The sequence below is a fragment of the Kitasatospora sp. NPDC127060 genome, from assembly GCF_042724935.1.
Classification (GTDB): domain Bacteria; phylum Actinomycetota; class Actinomycetes; order Streptomycetales; family Streptomycetaceae; genus Kitasatospora.
The window spans coordinates 115549-131034 of the sequence record NZ_JBHXEG010000005.1; the positions used below are offsets into that span (position 1 = coordinate 115549).

Genomic DNA, 15486 nt, shown 5'->3' on the forward strand with positions numbered 1-15486 from the left:
AATTAAACACCACCAGGACCAAATACCTTTTTTCCATCGTGGTGGTGGTCTTTTTTTTTTTATTCACCGCCGGCGCCCACACCCCCGGGGCCCCCCGGCGCGGGGGGGCCCCCGTCCCCGTTTTCCCGGGGCGTCAAACGTGATCTGTCGGGCAGAAAAGTCCCCGGTCAATCGGGGTGTCGCCGTGCTACAGTCGAGTCAGTTGCAGTTTTGGTTCCCATGAACGCTTGTGTGCGCCTGCTGGTTCCAACCAACAGGCGCATTTGTTTTGTCCGGTGTTTCAGTCTCCGGATGGGGATCGCGGCTACTTGGGGATTCACGAGGTGTGGATCCCTGATGCCCCAATAGGAGGAGACGGTTATGGCTACCGGCACCGTGAAGTGGTTCAACAGCGAAAAGGGCTTCGGCTTCATCGAGCAGGACGGCGGCGGCCCGGACGTGTTCGCCCACTACTCGAACATCCAGGCGAACGGCTTCCGTGAGCTCGTCGAGGGCCAGCGCGTGGAGTTCGACGTCACCCAGGGCCAGAAGGGCCCGCAGGGCGAGAACATCCAGGTCATCGCCTGACGTCAGCCTCCGAGCTGACGCGTGATCTTGTGATCTCGTGAAGCGGGGGCCCGCACCGAGCACGGTGCGGGCCCTCGTTCATGCCGCCGTACGGCCGGGGCGGCGCACTTCGAGACGACGGCCGACCAGTCCGCGACCGCGGGCTGCCGACCGACGTACGGAGACCCCTTGACCACCCCTGCCCGCACGCCCCGCGACCGTGGCGACCGCACCACCGGCGACCGCTCGACCGCCCGTTCGGCCGAGCGCACCGCCGAAGGCCGCACCGGCCGCCCCCGCCGCAGCGGGGAGAGCCCCGAGCGCCCCCGCCGCAACGGCGAGGGCGCGGACCGCGCGCGCAAGCCCCGCAACCGCGCCGGCGCCCCGAAGGCCACCCGCACCGCCACCCCGGAGCCCACCGACTTCACCGTCGTCGAGGGCACCCCGGCCCGGCCCCCGGCGGCTTCCTTCGCCGAGCTCGACCTGCCCAAGGCGATCCTGTCCGCGCTCACCCGCGAGGGCGTCACCGAGCCGTTCCCGATCCAGGGCGCCACCCTGCCCGACTCGATCGCCGGGCGCGACGTCCTCGGCCGCGGCCGTACCGGCTCCGGCAAGACCCTGGCCTTCGGTCTGCCGCTGCTCGCCCGCACCGCCGGGCGCCGCGCCGACTCCCGGCACCCGCTGGCGCTCGTCCTGGTGCCCACCCGCGAGCTGGCCCAGCAGGTCACCGACGCGCTCACCCCGTACGCCACCGCCGTCAACCTGCGGATCACCACCGTCGTCGGCGGCATGGGCATCAGCCGGCAGGCCAACGCGGTGCGCCGCGGCACCGAGGTCCTGGTCGCCACCCCCGGCCGACTGGACGACCTGATCGGGCGCGGTGACGTCAACCTGTCCGACGTGGCCATCACCGTGCTGGACGAGGCCGACCAGATGGCCGACATGGGCTTCCTCCCGCAGGTCAGCAAGCTGCTGGAGCAGGTCGCCGAGGGCGGGCAGCGGATGCTGTTCTCCGCGACCCTGGACCGCAACGTGGACCGGCTGGTCAAGCGCTTCCTGACCGACCCGGTCACCCACTCGGTCGACCCCTCGGCCGGCGCGGTCACCACCATGGACCACCACGTCCTGCAGCTGGAGCCCGCCGACAAGGCCTCCGCCACCGCCCACATCGCCTCCCGTGACGGCCGGGTGATCATGTTCGTGCACACCAAGCACGGCGCCGACCGGCTCGCCAAGCAGCTGCGCGCCACCGGCGTTATGGCCGCCGCCCTGCACGGCGGCAAGTCCCAGCCGCAGCGCAACCGGGTCCTGGACCAGTTCCGCGAGGGCGAGGTCACCGCGCTGATCGCCACCAACGTGGCCGCCCGCGGCATCCACATCGACGGCCTCGACCTGGTCGTCAACGTGGACCCGCCGATCGACCACAAGGACTACCTGCACCGGGGCGGGCGCACCGCCCGGGCCGGCGAGTCCGGCACGGTCGTCACCCTGGTGCTGCCCGAGCAGCGCCGCGAGGTCAACCGGCTGATGACGGTCGCCGGGATCCGCCCGACCGTCACCAAGATCCGCCCCGGCGACGCCGACCTGACCCGGATCACCGGCGCCCGCACCCCCAGTGGCGTCCCGGTCGCGCTGGCCGTCCCCGTCGTCGCCCAGCCCGCCGCCCCGGCCGGCTCCGCCGACGGCAAGTCCGGCAACGCGCGCCGCCGCTCCGGCAAGCGCTCCGGGCTGCCCACCGACGTCGACATGAACGGCAACCCGCGCCGCCCGCGCCCCAAGCAGCGCCTCGGCGCCGCCGCCCAGGGCGAGCGTCCGCAGGCCGCCGGGTTCATCGGGCGCTCCTCCGGCCGGGCCCGGCCGGGCAGCGGCTCCCAGTCCGGCGGCAACTACGGGACGGGCCGCCAGCGCCGCAAGTTCGACTGACGGCCGCCCCGGCTCCCGGTCCCGACGGACGGGCCCCGCGACCTCCCCGTACGAGGGGGGTGCGGGGCCCGTTCCGCGTTCGCGGGCCCGTCCTACCGGCCGGTGGTCAAACAGCTGGCGTGAATCCGTCGAAGCTCGCCTTGAACGAGAGCTTGACGGTGGCCCGGCGAACCCGGATTCTTCTACACGGCCCACACAACTGTCGCACAGTCACCATCCGTGCACAGCTGTCGAGTTGACGTGATTCGCCGAACCGGAAGGACCACCGTCCCGATGCGCCGAACCTCCGCCCTGCTGACCACCGCCCTGCTCGCAGGGGCCGCCGCCCTGGCCGCACCCGCCACCGTCGCCCAGGCCGCGCCCTCCTGCGGCGCCTACGTCGCGGGCTGGAGCGCGATCGGCAGCTGCAGCGGCCTCGACCCGATGCAGACCTGGACCGTCACCGCCACCTGCTACTACTGGAACTCCACCCACACCGTGCAGTTCACCCGCCCCGCCATCGGCGGCATCGCGATCGGGGACGGCAGCCTCTCCGCGGCCTGCGGCGTCGGCGACAGCGTCATGTTCCCGCGGGTCATCCTGGGTGCCACCCCGCCGGCCGGCCCGACCGGCCAGATCACCGGCTACGTCGGCAAGTGCGTCGACGTGAAGGGCGCCAACCTCGGCAACGGCACCCCTGTCCAGATCTACGACTGCAACGGCAGCCTTGCGCAGAAGTGGCGGATCGGCGTCGACGGCACCGTCCGCGCCCTCGGCAAGTGCATGGACGTCGCCGGCGGCGGCACCGCCAACCACACCATGGTCCAGCTCTACGACTGCAACGGCACCGGCGCACAGCAGTGGCAGGCCCGCTCCGACGGCTCGCTGTACAACCCGCAGTCCGGCCGCTGCCTGGACGACCTCGGCTTCTCCACCGCCAACGGCAACCAGCTCGGCATCTGGGACTGCAACGGCGCCGCCAATCAGAAGTGGCAGCTGCCTGCCTGACGGAACATCAGGAGGGTGGTCCGGTCCGCCGCCCGCGCCCCCGTCGGGCGGTGGACCGGGCTGCTCACGCCCGCGCTACGCCGTCGCCGCCGCCGTCGGGGGCGCCGCCGTTGCCTTAGGGGCCAGCAGGCGCAGCCGCTCCGCCGTCTCCGCGTCCCGCGGCGCCATCACGATCAACTGCAGCCCCTCGGCCGCCAACAGCACGTGCTGGTCGATCCGCAACTCGCCCAACTCCTCGTGCCGCACCACCTTCTCGGCCCCCGAACGCTCCGCCACCTGGTGCTCGTCCAGCCAGCGGTCCGCCTCCGGATGCTCGTCCCGCACGTGCTGGATCATCCGGCCCAGGTGCCGGCCCACCGCCGTGGCCTCGCCGCCGCGCTCCGCGTAGGCCGAACGCAACTGGGCCAGGAACCGCCGGGCGTGCTCCTCCCAGTGCTCCACCCGGTCGCGGTGCAGGGCGTTGCCGAACACCACCCAGGCCAGGTTGCACTCCTGCGGCGGCCGCCCGGTCAGCCCGAACAGCGCGTCCGCGCCCGGATTCCACGCCCGCAGGTCCCAGTTGGCGTCCATCACCCAGGCCGGCGCCGGCCACTGCGCGTGCATCAGCCGCAGCAGCGCGGCCGGGACCTCCGCGGGCGCGCTCACCTCCCCGTCCATCGGGTGGCCGCCCGCCAGCCGGAACAGGTACGCCGTCTCCGCCCGGTCCAGCCGCAGCGTCCGGGCCAGACTCGCCAGCACCTCCGGCGACGGGTGGATGTCCCGCCCCTGCTCCAGCCACGTGTACCAGGTCACCCCCACCCCGGCCAGCAGCGCCAGCTCCTCCCGCCGCAGCCCCGGCGTCCGCCGCCGCACCCCCGGCGCCAGCCCCACCTGCTGCGGTGTCAACCGGGCCCGTCGGCTGCGCAGAAAGCCCGACAGCTCCGTGCGGCGCTCCTCCGACTCGTCCATCTCCCCCGTCCTTCCTGGTGGTCGAACTACCAGTATCGCCACGCACTGCCGCCGCTCCGGCGCCCGCGAGAGGCTTGATCACGTCACCGAACGCGCCGGCTCCGAGGAACGCCAGATGAATCGTCAGAACCACACCGTCCGCCGTACCGTGGTCGCCCTCGCGGCGGCCGCCGCCCTGCTCGGCACCGCCGGTACGCTACCCGCCGCCGCGGCCGCCCACTGCCCGGGCCCGGCCGTGATCAACGGCCACGCCCCCACCCTCGTCCCCGAGAGCGCGGTCTGGGACCAGGCCCACCACCGCTTCCTGGTCGGCTCGCTGCGGCACGGCACCGTCTCCGCCGTCGGCCTCGACGGCGGCGTCCGCACCCTGATCGACGACCCCGGCACCCTGATCGAGATCGCCGGCCTGCGGATCGACCAGGTCCACCGCCGCATCCTGGTCACCAACCTCGACAACGGCGTCGGCGAACGCAGCGGCCCCGCAACCCTCGGCCGGGTCGCCGGCATCGCCGCCTACGACCTCGACACCGGCCGCCGCCTCTACTACACCGACCTCGCCGCCGTCGCCGGCGACGGCGGCAGCCACCTGGCCAACGACATCGCCGTCGCCCCCGACGGCACCGCCTACGTCACCGACTCCTTCGCCCCCGTGGTCTACCGGGTCGACCCCGACGGCACCGGCTCCGTCCTGCTGCGCGACGACCGCCTCACCCCCGCCCCCGGCGCCTACGGCCTCAACGGCATCGCCTACCGCGACGGTCGGCTCGTCCTCGGGAAGTGGGACGACGGCACCCTGTGGCAGCTCCCGCTCCGGGACCCGTCCGCCGTGCGCCGCGTCGAGATCGCCGACGGCGGCGCCCTGCTCCACCTCGACGGCATCACCGCCCGCCCCGACGGCGCCCTCGCGGGCGCCACCAACGCCTTCTTCGGCAGTGGCCGCGACGCCGAGGTCGAACTGCGCTCCGACGACCACTGGCACACCGCCCGCCTCACCGCCGTCCACCCCTCCGCCGACCCCACCCCCACCGCCGTCACCACCGGCCCCGGCGGTGCCCTCTACCAGCTCTCCGGCGGCCTGGCGGCCGCCAACGCCGGCCACCCGGGGGACAGCTTCACCCTGCGGCGGGTCTGACACACAGCGCGCGACGGTCGGGAGTACGACGAGGTGTCAGACACGTTCCCCGAGCTCTATCCGGACGTTTCGGTGCCGGGGAACGCGGGCCGCTGGATCGACACGGTGCAGCGGCGGATGGCACTCGCTGGGCAGCAGCGCAGCGCTTCGGCGGTCGATCTCGTGATCGCGGCGACTGCAGCGCATCACGGACTCACGGTCATCCACAACGATGCGGACTATCGCACCGTGGCGCGGTACGCCGCGGACCTGAGTGAGCACAGCATTTTCGACCACGACTGAGTCTGCCGCGCGGTCAGGCGGTGAGGGCCGGGAGCGCCTGCGCCGCGTGGCGGGCCCGGTCGTAGCGCTGGAGCAGCAGGGTGGCCAGTTCGGGGGCGGGGCCGAGGACGTCGGCGACCGAGTCGGCCCCGTCCGAGGCCGCGGTGATGCGGTCCGGAAGCAGGCCCGGGGCCAGCAGGTACGGGGCGACGGCCGTGTGCTCGGCGCCGACCGCTCGCAGGGCGGCGAGGGCGTCGGGGACGCGCGGGCCGGCCGCCGAGGCGTAGGCGACCTCGACGGCGGCCCAGCCGCGGGTGCGGCACCAGTCGGCGGCGACGGCGCGGGTGGCGGCGTCGGCGGCCGGGTCGGAGGAGCCCGCGGCGGCCAGCACCACGCCGGTCCGGGCGCGGGCCTCGGCCGAGCGGACGTCCAGCCCGGCCTCGGCCAGTCGGCGGTCCAGGGCGGCGAGCAGCAGCGGGGAGGGCCCCAGCACGTCGGCGACCGGCAGCCCGGCGCCGGTGGCGCGCAGCGCGGCGGGGATGTCGTGCTTGGCGTGGAAGGCCCGGTTGAGCAGCAGCGGGACGGCCACCGCGTCCGGGAGCCGGCCGACCACCTGGGGGATCCGCGGCGCGCAGTGGTCCAGGTAGGCGGTGGCGACCTCCAGGGCGGGCCGCTGCGCCCGCACCTCCCGGACCAGCGCGGCCACGGTCGCGGCGTGCCGCGGGTCGCGGCTGCCGTGGGCGATCAGCAGGAGGGCGGGCACCGGCGGCCGCCTCACTTGCCGGAGGCCAGCAGGCCGCGGTTGCGCAGCACCCGGCGCTCGACCGGGGTGAACACCAGCAGCTCGATGGCGATGCCGACGAACAGGATGAGGATGATGCCGAGCAGCACCCCGGACATGTCGGAGAACTCGCGCTGGTCCTCCAGGAACCGGCCCAGGCCGCGGCCGAGGTCGGGGGAGGAGGCGACCAGTTCGGCGGCCATCAGCGAGCGCCAGGAGAACGCCCAGCCCTGCTTGAGCCCGGCCAGGTAGCCGGGCAGCGCGGCCGGGATGAGCACGTGCCGGGCGCCGGTGAGGCCGGTGGCGCCGATGGTGCGCCCGGCCCGCAGGAACAGCGGCGGCACCTGGTCGATGCCGGCCACCAGCCCGTTGGCGATGGAGGGGACGGCGCCGAGCAGGATCACCGCGTACATCATCGAGTCGTTGATGCCGAGCCAGATGACGGCGGCCGGCACCCAGGCGACCGAGGGAAGCGACTGGAGGCCCTGGAGCACCGGGCCGATCGCGGTGCGCACCGGCCTGACCCGGGCGACCACCAGGCCGATCGGGGTGCCGATGACGACGGCGAGCAGGAAGCCGGACAGGCCCCGCCACACGCTGGTCCAGATGATCGAGAACAGCGTGCCCTGGTACCAGAGGTCCTGGAGGGAGTGCCACACGTCGGCGGGGCTGGGCAGCTTGTACGAGGAGGTGAGGTGGAAGCTGTACGCGCCCTGCCACAGCGCCAGCACCACCAGAACGCCGATCAGCGGCGGCAGCGCCTTGGTGCGCAGCACCTCGCCGAGCGAACTGCGCTGCGCGGCGACGGAGTCGAGGGCGTCCAGGCCGGCGCCGACGTCGGCGCTGTCCGACCCGGGGCTCTTGTCGAGGACTGGGGCGGTGTCAGTGCTGGCCATGGCGACGGATCTCCCCACGCAGTTCTTCGGTGATCTCGATGGACAGGTCGGCCACGCCCGCGGACTCGATGCGGCGCGGCTGCGGCAGGTCGATCCGCCACTCGCGGGCGACCCGGCCGGGCCGGGAGGAGAGCAGGACGACCCGCTGGGCCAGCCGGACGGCCTCGCGCACGTTGTGGGTGACGAACAGGACGGACAGCTGCCGTTCGGCCCAGATCCGGGTGATCTCGTCGTGCAGGACGTCGCGGGTGATGGCGTCGAGGGCGGCGAACGGCTCGTCCATCAGCAGCACCTTGCTGCCCTGGGCGAGGGCGCGGGCCATCGCGACGCGCTGGCGCATGCCGCCGGACAGCTCGTGCACCCGCTTGCCGTACGCGCCGTTCAGGCGGACGAGTTCGAGCAGCCGCTCGGCCTCGGCGCGGCGCTCGGGTCGGGGGACGCCGGCCAGCTTGAGGGCGAGTTCGATGTTCCGGCCGGCGGTGAGCCAGGGGAACAGCGCGTGTTCCTGGAACATCAGGGCGGGGCGGCCGCCGGGCACCTCGATGCTGCCGCGGCTGGGCTCGTCCAGGCCGGCGACCAGGTTGAGCAGGGTGGACTTGCCGCAGCCGGAGGCGCCGAGGAGGGTGACGAACTCGCCGGGCGCGACGTCGAGCGTGATGTCGTCGAGCACGTGGGTCCGGGCGCCGGGGCGGCCGAAGGACTTGTGGACGTGCGAGATCCGGACGGCGGGCGCGCCGCCGTGGGCGTCGGCGCCGGGGGCGTCCGCCGAGGTGGTCAGTGCCGGGGTCATCCGGGCACCTCCTGCGTGAGTGGTCGGGCTGGCTGGCGAGTCGGAGCCGGGGTCCGGGCCCCGCCCACCCGGTGGGCATCGATCGGGGATCGACCGGGCGGGCGGGACCGGACCACGGAGTTACTTGGTGCCGAGTCCGGCGTCCGCCACGGGCGGCTGGCCCTTGGCCGCGAGGACCTTGTTCAGCAGGGTGAGGTCGTAGATGCCTTTCAGATCGGGCTTCTTGAGGAGCCCGGCGGTCACCGCGTGGTCGGCCTCGGCCTGCAGGGTGTTCGCCAGCGGGTCGTCCAGGAAGTCGATGTCGGCCCAGGCCGGGTCGAGGACGGCCGGCTCCAGCGCGTTGCCGGCCTCCTTCTTGATGGCCTCGTTGGCGTCGGCCTTGGCCTTGTCGGGGTTGGCCTTGATGAAGGCGTTGGTGTCCACCGAGCCGCGCAGCACGGCCTCCACCACGTCCGGGTGCTCCTTGAGGAACTTCTGCGAGACGATGATGTTGGTGATCACGAACTTCTTGTCCGGCCAGACGTCCTTCTCGTCGAGCAGGACCTTCGCACCGAGGGCGACCAGCTTGGACGCGGTGGGTTCGGGCACCCAGGCGCCGTCGATGGAGCCCTGCCGATAGGCGTCGGGGGTGACCTTGTTGTCGGTGCGCACCACCGAGACGTCGCCCGCGCCGGACGCCGCGTCCACCTTGTAGCCCTTGCCCGCCAGGTAGTTGAGCAGTGCCACGTCCTGGGTGTTGCCCAGCTGCGGGGTGGCGATCTTCTTGCCCTTGAGGTCGTCCAGGGAGGAGACCTTGTCCGGGTTGACCACCAGCTTGACCCCGCCGGAGGCCGAACCCCCGATGATCTTCAGGGACTTGGCGTCGGACTTGGTGTAGCCGTTGATCGCGGGGGAGGGGCCTATCCAGCCGATGTCGATGGAGCCCGCGTTGAGCGCCTCGATCTCGGCCGGGCCCGCGTTGAAGACCTGGGTCTTGACCTGGGTGGCGCCCAACTGCCTCTGGAAGATGCCCTCCTGGAGGCCGACCAGCGGGGTGCCGTGCGTCAGGTTGGCGAAGTAGCCGATCTTCACGGTGGCCGCGGACAGCTTCGGGCCGGACGCGGCACTCCCCACGGTGGCCGCGGTGTCGGCCTTGTCGTCGGACTTGTCCGCCTTGGAGCCGTAGCCGCAGGCCGACAGCAGGGCGACGGCGGTCAGGCCGGCGACGGCGGCCGCGGCGGAGCGTCTGATCCGCCCGGCGTCCGGGCGTGCGGAGGTATGGGAGGAGGAGGGGTTCGGTGCCATGATGGTGGGTCCTGTTCGCGGACGGACCGTCAGGAGGCGGTCTCGGGGCTGGAGTTCGGAAGGCGGTGCGCTCGGCAGCGGTGTGCCGGGGCAGGCCGGGCGGCCGTGGGGAAGACAGCCCGGTGACGGGGCGTCCTCAGCCCCGTCGGCCCGCACATCGGGTCAAGCCGCCCTGGCCGCTGCCGAGGACGCCGCTGCCGATGCGGCCGCCTTCCTTGTCCATGCCCGAGAACGCCTCGCTGGGCATCAGACCCAGTCCTCCTCTTCGGGTACGCCGGGGGCGTCGCCACCGGGCGCGGCCGCGAAGGCCTCGCCCGCCATGCCGGCGGTGAGGGTGGTGCCGTCGGCCGGGTCGATCAGCAGGAACGACCCGGTGCGGCGGTTGTCGGTGTAGTCGTCGAGGGCCAGCGGCTCGGCGGTGCGCAGCTTCACGTGGCCGATGTCGTTGACGTTCAACCCCTCGGCGCCGCTGCGCCGTTCGAGCGTGTCGATGTCGATCCGGTAGGAGATCTCCTTGACGAGGGCGCGCACCGTACGGGTGGTGTGCTTGAGCAGCACCTTGTCCCCGGCGCGCAGCGGCCGCTCGTTGAGGTGGCTGACGGTGGCCTCGACGTCCTTGGTGGGGGCGGCGGCGGCCCCGGCGGCGATCAGGTCGCCGCGGGAGATGTCGAGGTCGTCGGCGAGCCGGACGGTGACCGACTGCGGGGCCCAGGCGAGGTCCGCCGGGCGGCCGAGCGCGTCGATCGCGGCGACGGTGGTGGTCAGGCCGGAGGGCAGCACCGTGACGGGGTCGCCGACCCGCAGCACCCCGGAGGCCAACTGGCCCGCGTAGCCGCGGTAGTCGGGGTGCTCCTCGGTCTGCGGGCGGATCACGTACTGGACCGGGAAGCGGGCCGGTTCGGCGCTCGGGTCGCTGCCGACCGGGACGGTCTCCAGGTGCTCCAGCAGGGTCGGGCCGCCGTACCAGTCCATGTGCGCGGACGGCTCGACGACGTTGTCCCCGGCGAGCGCGGAGATCGGCACCGCCAGCACGTCACGCACGCCGAGCGAGGCGGCGTAGGCGGTGAACTCCTCGGCGATGGCGGCGAAGACCGGCTCGGCGTAGTCGACCAGGTCCATCTTGTTGACGGCCAGCACGACGTGCGGCACCCGCAGCAGCGCGGCGACGGCGGCGTGCCGGCGGGTCTGCTCGACCACGCCGTTGCGGGCGTCGACCAGGACGACGGCGAGCTCGGCGGTGGAGGCGCCGGTCACCATGTTGCGGGTGTACTGCACGTGCCCGGGGGTGTCGGCGAGGATGAACCGCCGCCGGGGGGTGGCGAAGTAGCGGTAGGCGACGTCGATGGTGATGCCCTGCTCGCGTTCGGCGCGCAGGCCGTCGGTGAGCAGCGCGAGGTCGGGCGCCTCCTGGCCGCGGCCCAGGGAGACGCGCTCGACGGCCTCCAGCTGGTCGGCGAGCACCGACTTGGAGTCGTGCAGCAGCCGGCCGACCAGGGTGGACTTGCCGTCGTCGACGGAGCCGGCGGTGGCAAAGCGCAGCAGGGAGGTGGCGCTGGTCTCGATGGTCGTGCTCATTTAGAAGTACCCCTCGCGCTTGCGGTCTTCCATCGCGGCCTCGGACAGCTTGTCGTCGGCGCGGGTGGCGCCGCGCTCGGTGAGGCGGCTGGCGGCGATCTCGGCGATCACGGCCTCAATGGTGGTGGCGTCGGAGTCGACGGCGCCGGTGCAGGACATGTCGCCGACGGTGCGGTAGCGGACCAGCCGCCGCTGGACCGGCTCGTCGTCCTTGGGGCCGCCCCACTCGCCGGCGGTCAGCCACATGCCGCCGCGGGAGAAGACGTCCCGCTCGTGCGCGTAGTAGATCTCCGGCAGTTCGATGCCCTCGCGCTCGATGTACTGCCAGACGTCCAGCTCGGTCCAGTTGGACAGCGGGAAGACCCGCACGTGCTCGCCGGCCGCGTGCCGGCCGTTGTAGAGCGACCACAGCTCGGGGCGCTGGCGGCGCGGGTCCCAGGCGCCGAACTCGTCGCGCAGCGAGAAGACGCGCTCCTTGGCGCGGGCCTTCTCCTCGTCCCGGCGGCCGCCGCCGAAGACGGCGTCGAACCTGTTGGACTCGATCGCGTCGAGCAGCGGCACGGTCTGCAGCGGGTTGCGGGTGCCGTCGGGGCGCTCGCGCAGCCGGCCGTCGTCGATGAAGTCCTGGACGTGGGCGACGTGCAGGCGCAGGTTGTGCTCGGCGACGACGCGGTCCCGGTAGGCGATCACCTCGGGGAAGTTGTGCCCGGTGTCGACGTGCAGCAGGGAGAACGGCACCGGCGCGGGCGCGAAGGCCTTGAGCGCCAGGTGCAGCATCAGGATGGAGTCCTTGCCGCCGGAGAACAGGATCACCGGGCGCTCGAACTCCCCCGCGACCTCGCGGAAGATGTGCACCGACTCGGCCTCCAGCACGTCCAGGTGGGACAGCGCGAAGGGGACCCTCGAATCCTCGTTCTGCGCCTCGGTGCGGACCGGAACGTCGCTCACGGTGGTCATGCGAGACCCCTCTCGGTCAGGAAGTCGTGCAGCTCGGCGGCGGAATCGGCGACCGCGCGGCCCTGGGTCTGGAGCCGCAGCTCCGGCTTCTCCGGGGCCTCGTACGGGTCGTCCACGCCGGTCAGGCCGGAGATCTCGCCGGCCGCCTGCTTGGCGTACAGCCCCTTGACGTCCCGCTCGGCGCACAGCTCGACCGGGGTGGCGACGTGGACCTCCAGGAACTCGGTGCCGGCCGCGGCGTGCCGCTCGCGCACCGCGGCGCGCGAGTCGGCGAACGGGGCGATCACCGGGGCGAGCACCTTGACGCCGTTGGCGGCGAGCTTCTCGGCGACGAAACCGATCCGGGTGACGTTGGTGTGCCGGTCCTCGCGGGAGAATCCGAGGCCCTTGGAGAGGAACTCGCGGATCTCGTCGCCGTCCAGGACCTCGACCTTGTGGCCCTCGGCGCGCAGCCGCTCGGCCAGCGCGAAGGCCAGGGTGGTCTTGCCCGCGCTCGGCAGCCCGGTCAGCCACACGGTGGCGCCGCGCTCGCAGGGGGCGGCCGCGGGGGCCGCCTCTGCGGCTCCATCGGCGGCCAGAGTGTTCGCTGTCACGGTGTCTTCCTTACGCAGTGGTGGACGGTCGGTCAGAGGTGGATGCCGCACTCGGTCTTGCCGGAGCCGGACCAGCGGCCGGCCCGGGCGTCCTCGCCCTCGCCCGGCTTGCGGGTGCAGGACAGCGGCGAGCAGCCGATGGAGGTGTAGCCCTCCCACAGCAGCGGGTTGAGCAGCACGCCGTTGGCGGCGACGTAGGCGTCCACGTCCTCCTGCGTCCACCGGGCGATAGGGGCGATCTTGACCTTGCGGCGCTTCGGGTCCCAGGCGACCACCGGGGTGTTCGCCCGGGTCGGGGACTCGTCGCGGCGCAGCCCGGTGGCCCAGGCGTCGTAGCCGCCGAGGCCGCGGTTCAGCGGTTCGACCTTGCGCAGCGCGCAGCACAGGTCCGGGTCGCGGTCGTGCAGGTGCGGCCCGTGCTCGGCGTCCTGCTCGGCGACGGTCTTCAGCGGGGTGAGCGTGATGACGTTGACCGGCATGGTCGCGGCCACCGCGTCCCGGGTGCCGATGGTCTCCGGGAAGTGGTAGCCGGTGTCCAGGAACACCACGTCCACGCCGGGGAACACCGAGGAGGCCAGGTGGGCGACCACCGCGTCCTCCATGGAGGAGGTGACGCAGAACCGCTTGCCGAAGGTGTCGGCGGCCCAGCGCAGCACCTCCTGCGGGGTCGCCTCCTCCAGCTCGCGGCCGGCCCGCTCCGCCAGCTCGGCGTGGTCAGTCGTCGTGCCGCTCATGTGACGTACCCCCGTGGGTCGGTGACAGCAGGCCGAGGAACTTCAACTGGAAGGCGCGGCGGCACCCGTGGCACTCCCAGGCGCCGTGGCCGGCCTCGGACGGGCGCAGGTCCTCGTCCCCGCAGTACGGGCAGAAGAACGGTGCGGCTCGCTCACTCATCGCCCACCTCGCCGCGCCCGGCGTTCGCATCGCGAACACGCCCTGCCCGATTGGTTCTCCCCCAGCCTTCGGCCGGGGGGACCCCCGTGCTTCGCTCACTCACGACAGCTGCTCCTCGGTGGCCCGGGCCGCCCACTGGGCGAAGCGCTCGCCCTCGGTGCGGTCGGCCTGGTAGCGGGTCAGCAGGCGCTCGACGTAGTCGGGCAGGCCGGCGCTGGTGACCTTGAGCCCGCGGACCTTGCGGCCGAAGCCGGCCTCCAGGCCGAGCGCGCCGCCCAGGTGCACCTGGTAGCCCTCGACCTGGTCGCCGTGCTCGTCGGTGACCAGCTGGCCCTTGAGGCCGATGTCGGCGACCTGGATGCGGGCGCAGGCGTTGGGGCAGCCGTTGATGTTGATGGTCAGCGGCTCGGCGAAGTCCGGCAGGCGCTGCTCCAGCTCGTCGATCAGGGTGCGGCCGCGCTCCTTGGTCTCGACGATGGCGAGCTTGCAGTACTCGATGCCGGTGCAGGCCATGGTGCCGCGGCGGAACGGCGAGGGGGTGACCCGCAGGTCGAGCGCCTCCAGGCCGGCCACCACCGCCTCCACGTGCTCCTCGGCGACGTCGAGGATGAGCATCTTCTGCTCGGTGGTGGTGCGCACCCGGTCGCTGCCGTGGGCGGCGGCGAGGTCGGCGACCCGGCCGAGCAGCTTGCCGTCGACCCGGCCGACGCGCGGGGCGAAGCCGATGTAGTAGCGGCCGTCCTTCTGCTGCCGGACGCCGACGTGGTCGCGCCAGCGGGCGACGGGCTCGGCGGGCGCGGGGCCGTCGACCAGCTTCTCCTTGAGGTACTCGTCCTCCAGCACCCGGCGGAACTTCTCCACGCCCCAGTCGGCGACCAGGAACTTCAGCCGGGCGCGGTTGCGCAGCCGGCGGTAGCCGTAGTCGCGGAAGATGCCGATCACGCCGCCGAAGACGTCCGGCACCTGCTCCAGCGGGACCCAGGCGCCGAGCCGCACGCCCAGCTTGGGGTTGGTGGACAGGCCGCCGCCGACCCACAGGTCGAAGCCCGGGCCGTGCTCGGGGTGGACCACGCCGACGAAGGAGACGTCGTTGATCTCGTGGGCGACGTCCAGCAGCGGGGAGCCGGAGACGGCGGCCTTGAACTTGCGCGGCAGGTTGGAGAAGTCCGGGTTGCCGATGAAGCGGCGCTGGATCTCCAGGATCGCCGGGGTGCCGTCGATGATCTCGTCCTGGGCGACGCCGGCCACCGGGGAGCCGAGGACAACGCGCGGGGTGTCGCCGCAGGCCTCGGTGGTGGACAGGCCGACGGCCTCCAGCTTCTGCCAGATCGCCGGGACGTCCTCGATCCGGATCCAGTGGAACTGGATGTTCTGCCGGTCGGTCAGGTCGGCGGTGCCGCGGGCGTACTGCTCGGAGACCTCGGAGATGGCCCGCAGCTGGGGGACGGTCAGCCGGCCGCCGTCGATCCGCACCCGGAGCATGAAGTACTCGGCGTCCAGCTCGTGCGGGTCGAGGATGGCGGTCTTGCCGCCGTCGATGCCCTCCTTGCGCTGGGTGTAGAGGCCCCACCAGCGCATCCGGCCGCGCAGGTCGGCGGGGTCGATCGAGTCGAAGCCCCGGTGCGCGTAGATCGTCTCAATACGTGTCCGCACATTGAGACCGTCGTCGTCCTTCTTGACCTGCTCGTTGGCGTTCAGCGGGGTGTAGTGGCCCATGCCCCACTGGCCCTCGCCGCGGTGGCGGGTCACCTTGCGAGCCGCGGCGGCTGCGGCGGGGCGGCGCGCGGCCGCGCGGTCGGCCGTGGGCTCGGCGGTCTCGGGAGAGGTGGCCATGGTGAAGTCCTTCTGGGCAGGTGGCGCTGGCGCCGGATGGGTCGCGGGGCGTGCTCAGCCGTGCGGTGCTGCTGTGACCTGCGGGT

General features: G+C 72.9%; 16 protein-coding genes. 5 read left to right on the plus strand and 11 right to left on the minus strand.

Annotation, left to right across the window (positions count from 1 at the left end; all coding sequences use genetic code 11):
* Positions 1-360: 360 nt before the first annotated feature.
* The 3 genes from ACFWIS_RS05220 (at position 361) to ACFWIS_RS05230 (ending at position 3456) form a co-directional block, all read left to right on the plus strand.
* The gene (locus ACFWIS_RS05220; protein WP_196949043.1) at positions 361-567 is read left to right on the plus strand and encodes a cold-shock protein; all 207 of its coding nucleotides are present in this window, start codon (positions 361-363) and stop codon (positions 565-567) included.
* A 168-nt stretch (positions 568-735) separates the two neighbouring features.
* On the plus strand, positions 736-2469 hold the full coding sequence (locus ACFWIS_RS05225) for a DEAD/DEAH box helicase (RefSeq protein WP_380451750.1): 1734 nt from the start codon (positions 736-738) through the stop codon (positions 2467-2469).
* A 273-nt stretch (positions 2470-2742) separates the two neighbouring features.
* Positions 2743-3456 (plus strand): ricin-type beta-trefoil lectin domain protein, encoded by a 714-nt coding sequence (locus tag ACFWIS_RS05230; RefSeq protein WP_380451748.1) that lies wholly within the window; start codon positions 2743-2745, stop codon positions 3454-3456.
* A gap of 75 nt (positions 3457-3531) precedes the next feature.
* Here ACFWIS_RS05230 and ACFWIS_RS05235 read toward each other — a convergent pair whose 3' ends face one another.
* Positions 3532-4404, minus strand: a complete 873-nt coding sequence (locus tag ACFWIS_RS05235) for a helix-turn-helix transcriptional regulator (protein ID WP_380451746.1) — start codon at positions 4402-4404, stop codon at positions 3532-3534.
* A 115-nt stretch (positions 4405-4519) separates the two neighbouring features.
* Here ACFWIS_RS05235 and ACFWIS_RS05240 point away from each other — a divergent pair, with 115 nt between their 5' ends.
* Both ACFWIS_RS05240 and ACFWIS_RS05245 read left to right on the plus strand, forming a co-directional pair.
* Positions 4520-5536 (plus strand): hypothetical protein, encoded by a 1017-nt coding sequence (locus tag ACFWIS_RS05240; RefSeq protein ID WP_380451744.1) that lies wholly within the window; start codon positions 4520-4522, stop codon positions 5534-5536.
* Between the two features lie 33 nt (positions 5537-5569).
* Positions 5570-5818 (plus strand): PIN domain-containing protein, encoded by a 249-nt coding sequence (locus tag ACFWIS_RS05245; protein WP_380451742.1) that lies wholly within the window; start codon positions 5570-5572, stop codon positions 5816-5818.
* 13 nt (positions 5819-5831) lie between these two features.
* Here the strand turns inward: ACFWIS_RS05245 and ACFWIS_RS05250 are convergent, their stop codons facing one another.
* The 10 genes from ACFWIS_RS05250 to ACFWIS_RS05295 form a co-directional block, all read right to left on the minus strand.
* The gene (locus tag ACFWIS_RS05250) at positions 5832-6560 is read right to left on the minus strand and encodes a sirohydrochlorin chelatase (RefSeq protein WP_380451740.1); all 729 of its coding nucleotides are present in this window, start codon (positions 6558-6560) and stop codon (positions 5832-5834) included.
* Between the two features lie 11 nt (positions 6561-6571).
* The gene (locus ACFWIS_RS05255) at positions 6572-7474 is read right to left on the minus strand and encodes an ABC transporter permease (RefSeq protein ID WP_380451738.1); all 903 of its coding nucleotides are present in this window, start codon (positions 7472-7474) and stop codon (positions 6572-6574) included.
* Positions 7461-8264 carry an ABC transporter ATP-binding protein gene (locus ACFWIS_RS05260; protein WP_380451736.1) on the minus strand — a complete coding sequence of 268 codons (804 nt, stop codon included), beginning with the start codon at positions 8262-8264 and terminating at the stop codon, positions 7461-7463. The genes ACFWIS_RS05255 and ACFWIS_RS05260 overlap by 14 nt, the downstream gene beginning before the upstream one ends.
* A gap of 120 nt (positions 8265-8384) precedes the next feature.
* A complete protein-coding gene (locus ACFWIS_RS05265; protein WP_380451734.1) occupies positions 8385-9548 on the minus strand; it encodes an aliphatic sulfonate ABC transporter substrate-binding protein in 1164 nt (387 codons plus the stop codon).
* Positions 9549-9794: 246 nt separating this feature from the next.
* Positions 9795-11123 carry a sulfate adenylyltransferase subunit 1 gene (locus ACFWIS_RS05270; protein ID WP_380451732.1) on the minus strand — a complete coding sequence of 443 codons (1329 nt, stop codon included), beginning with the start codon at positions 11121-11123 and terminating at the stop codon, positions 9795-9797.
* Positions 11124-12080, minus strand: coding sequence for a sulfate adenylyltransferase subunit CysD (cysD, locus tag ACFWIS_RS05275; RefSeq protein WP_380451730.1), 957 nt, complete (start codon positions 12078-12080; stop codon positions 11124-11126). It abuts the gene before it with no gap.
* Positions 12077-12658 (minus strand): adenylyl-sulfate kinase, encoded by a 582-nt coding sequence (cysC, locus tag ACFWIS_RS05280; protein ID WP_380451881.1) that lies wholly within the window; start codon positions 12656-12658, stop codon positions 12077-12079. Before cysC ends, cysD begins: the two co-directional genes overlap by 4 nt.
* A gap of 47 nt (positions 12659-12705) precedes the next feature.
* On the minus strand, positions 12706-13407 hold the full coding sequence (locus tag ACFWIS_RS05285) for a phosphoadenylyl-sulfate reductase (protein ID WP_380451728.1): 702 nt from the start codon (positions 13405-13407) through the stop codon (positions 12706-12708).
* The gene (locus tag ACFWIS_RS05290; protein ID WP_380451726.1) at positions 13388-13567 is read right to left on the minus strand and encodes a hypothetical protein; all 180 of its coding nucleotides are present in this window, start codon (positions 13565-13567) and stop codon (positions 13388-13390) included. The genes ACFWIS_RS05285 and ACFWIS_RS05290 overlap by 20 nt, the downstream gene beginning before the upstream one ends.
* Before the next feature lie 99 nt (positions 13568-13666).
* Entirely contained in the window at positions 13667-15400 is a 1734-nt protein-coding gene (locus ACFWIS_RS05295) for a nitrite/sulfite reductase (RefSeq protein WP_380451725.1), read from the minus strand.
* Positions 15401-15486: the final 86 nt, after the last annotated feature.

Bases quoted from the DNA above. Each gene is read 5' to 3' on its own strand.
- ACFWIS_RS05290 (WP_380451726.1), bottom strand. From the start codon at position 13,567: ATGAGTGAGCGAGCCGCACCGTTCTTCTGCCCGTACTGCGGGGACGAG.
- ACFWIS_RS05240 (WP_380451744.1), top strand. From the start codon at position 4,520: ATGAATCGTCAGAACCACACCGTCCGCCGTACCGTGGTCGCCCTCGCG.
- cysD (WP_380451730.1), bottom strand. From the start codon at position 12,080: ATGACCACCGTGAGCGACGTTCCGGTCCGCACCGAGGCGCAGAACGAG.
- ACFWIS_RS05230 (WP_380451748.1), top strand. From the start codon at position 2,743: ATGCGCCGAACCTCCGCCCTGCTGACCACCGCCCTGCTCGCAGGGGCC.
- ACFWIS_RS05295 (WP_380451725.1), bottom strand. From the start codon at position 15,400: ATGGCCACCTCTCCCGAGACCGCCGAGCCCACGGCCGACCGCGCGGCC.
- ACFWIS_RS05220 (WP_196949043.1), top strand. From the start codon at position 361: ATGGCTACCGGCACCGTGAAGTGGTTCAACAGCGAAAAGGGCTTCGGC.
- ACFWIS_RS05255 (WP_380451738.1), bottom strand. From the start codon at position 7,474: ATGGCCAGCACTGACACCGCCCCAGTCCTCGACAAGAGCCCCGGGTCG.
- ACFWIS_RS05270 (WP_380451732.1), bottom strand. From the start codon at position 11,123: ATGAGCACGACCATCGAGACCAGCGCCACCTCCCTGCTGCGCTTTGCC.
- ACFWIS_RS05235 (WP_380451746.1), bottom strand. From the start codon at position 4,404: ATGGACGAGTCGGAGGAGCGCCGCACGGAGCTGTCGGGCTTTCTGCGC.
- ACFWIS_RS05265 (WP_380451734.1), bottom strand. From the start codon at position 9,548: ATGGCACCGAACCCCTCCTCCTCCCATACCTCCGCACGCCCGGACGCC.
- ACFWIS_RS05285 (WP_380451728.1), bottom strand. From the start codon at position 13,407: ATGAGCGGCACGACGACTGACCACGCCGAGCTGGCGGAGCGGGCCGGC.
- ACFWIS_RS05260 (WP_380451736.1), bottom strand. From the start codon at position 8,264: ATGACCCCGGCACTGACCACCTCGGCGGACGCCCCCGGCGCCGACGCC.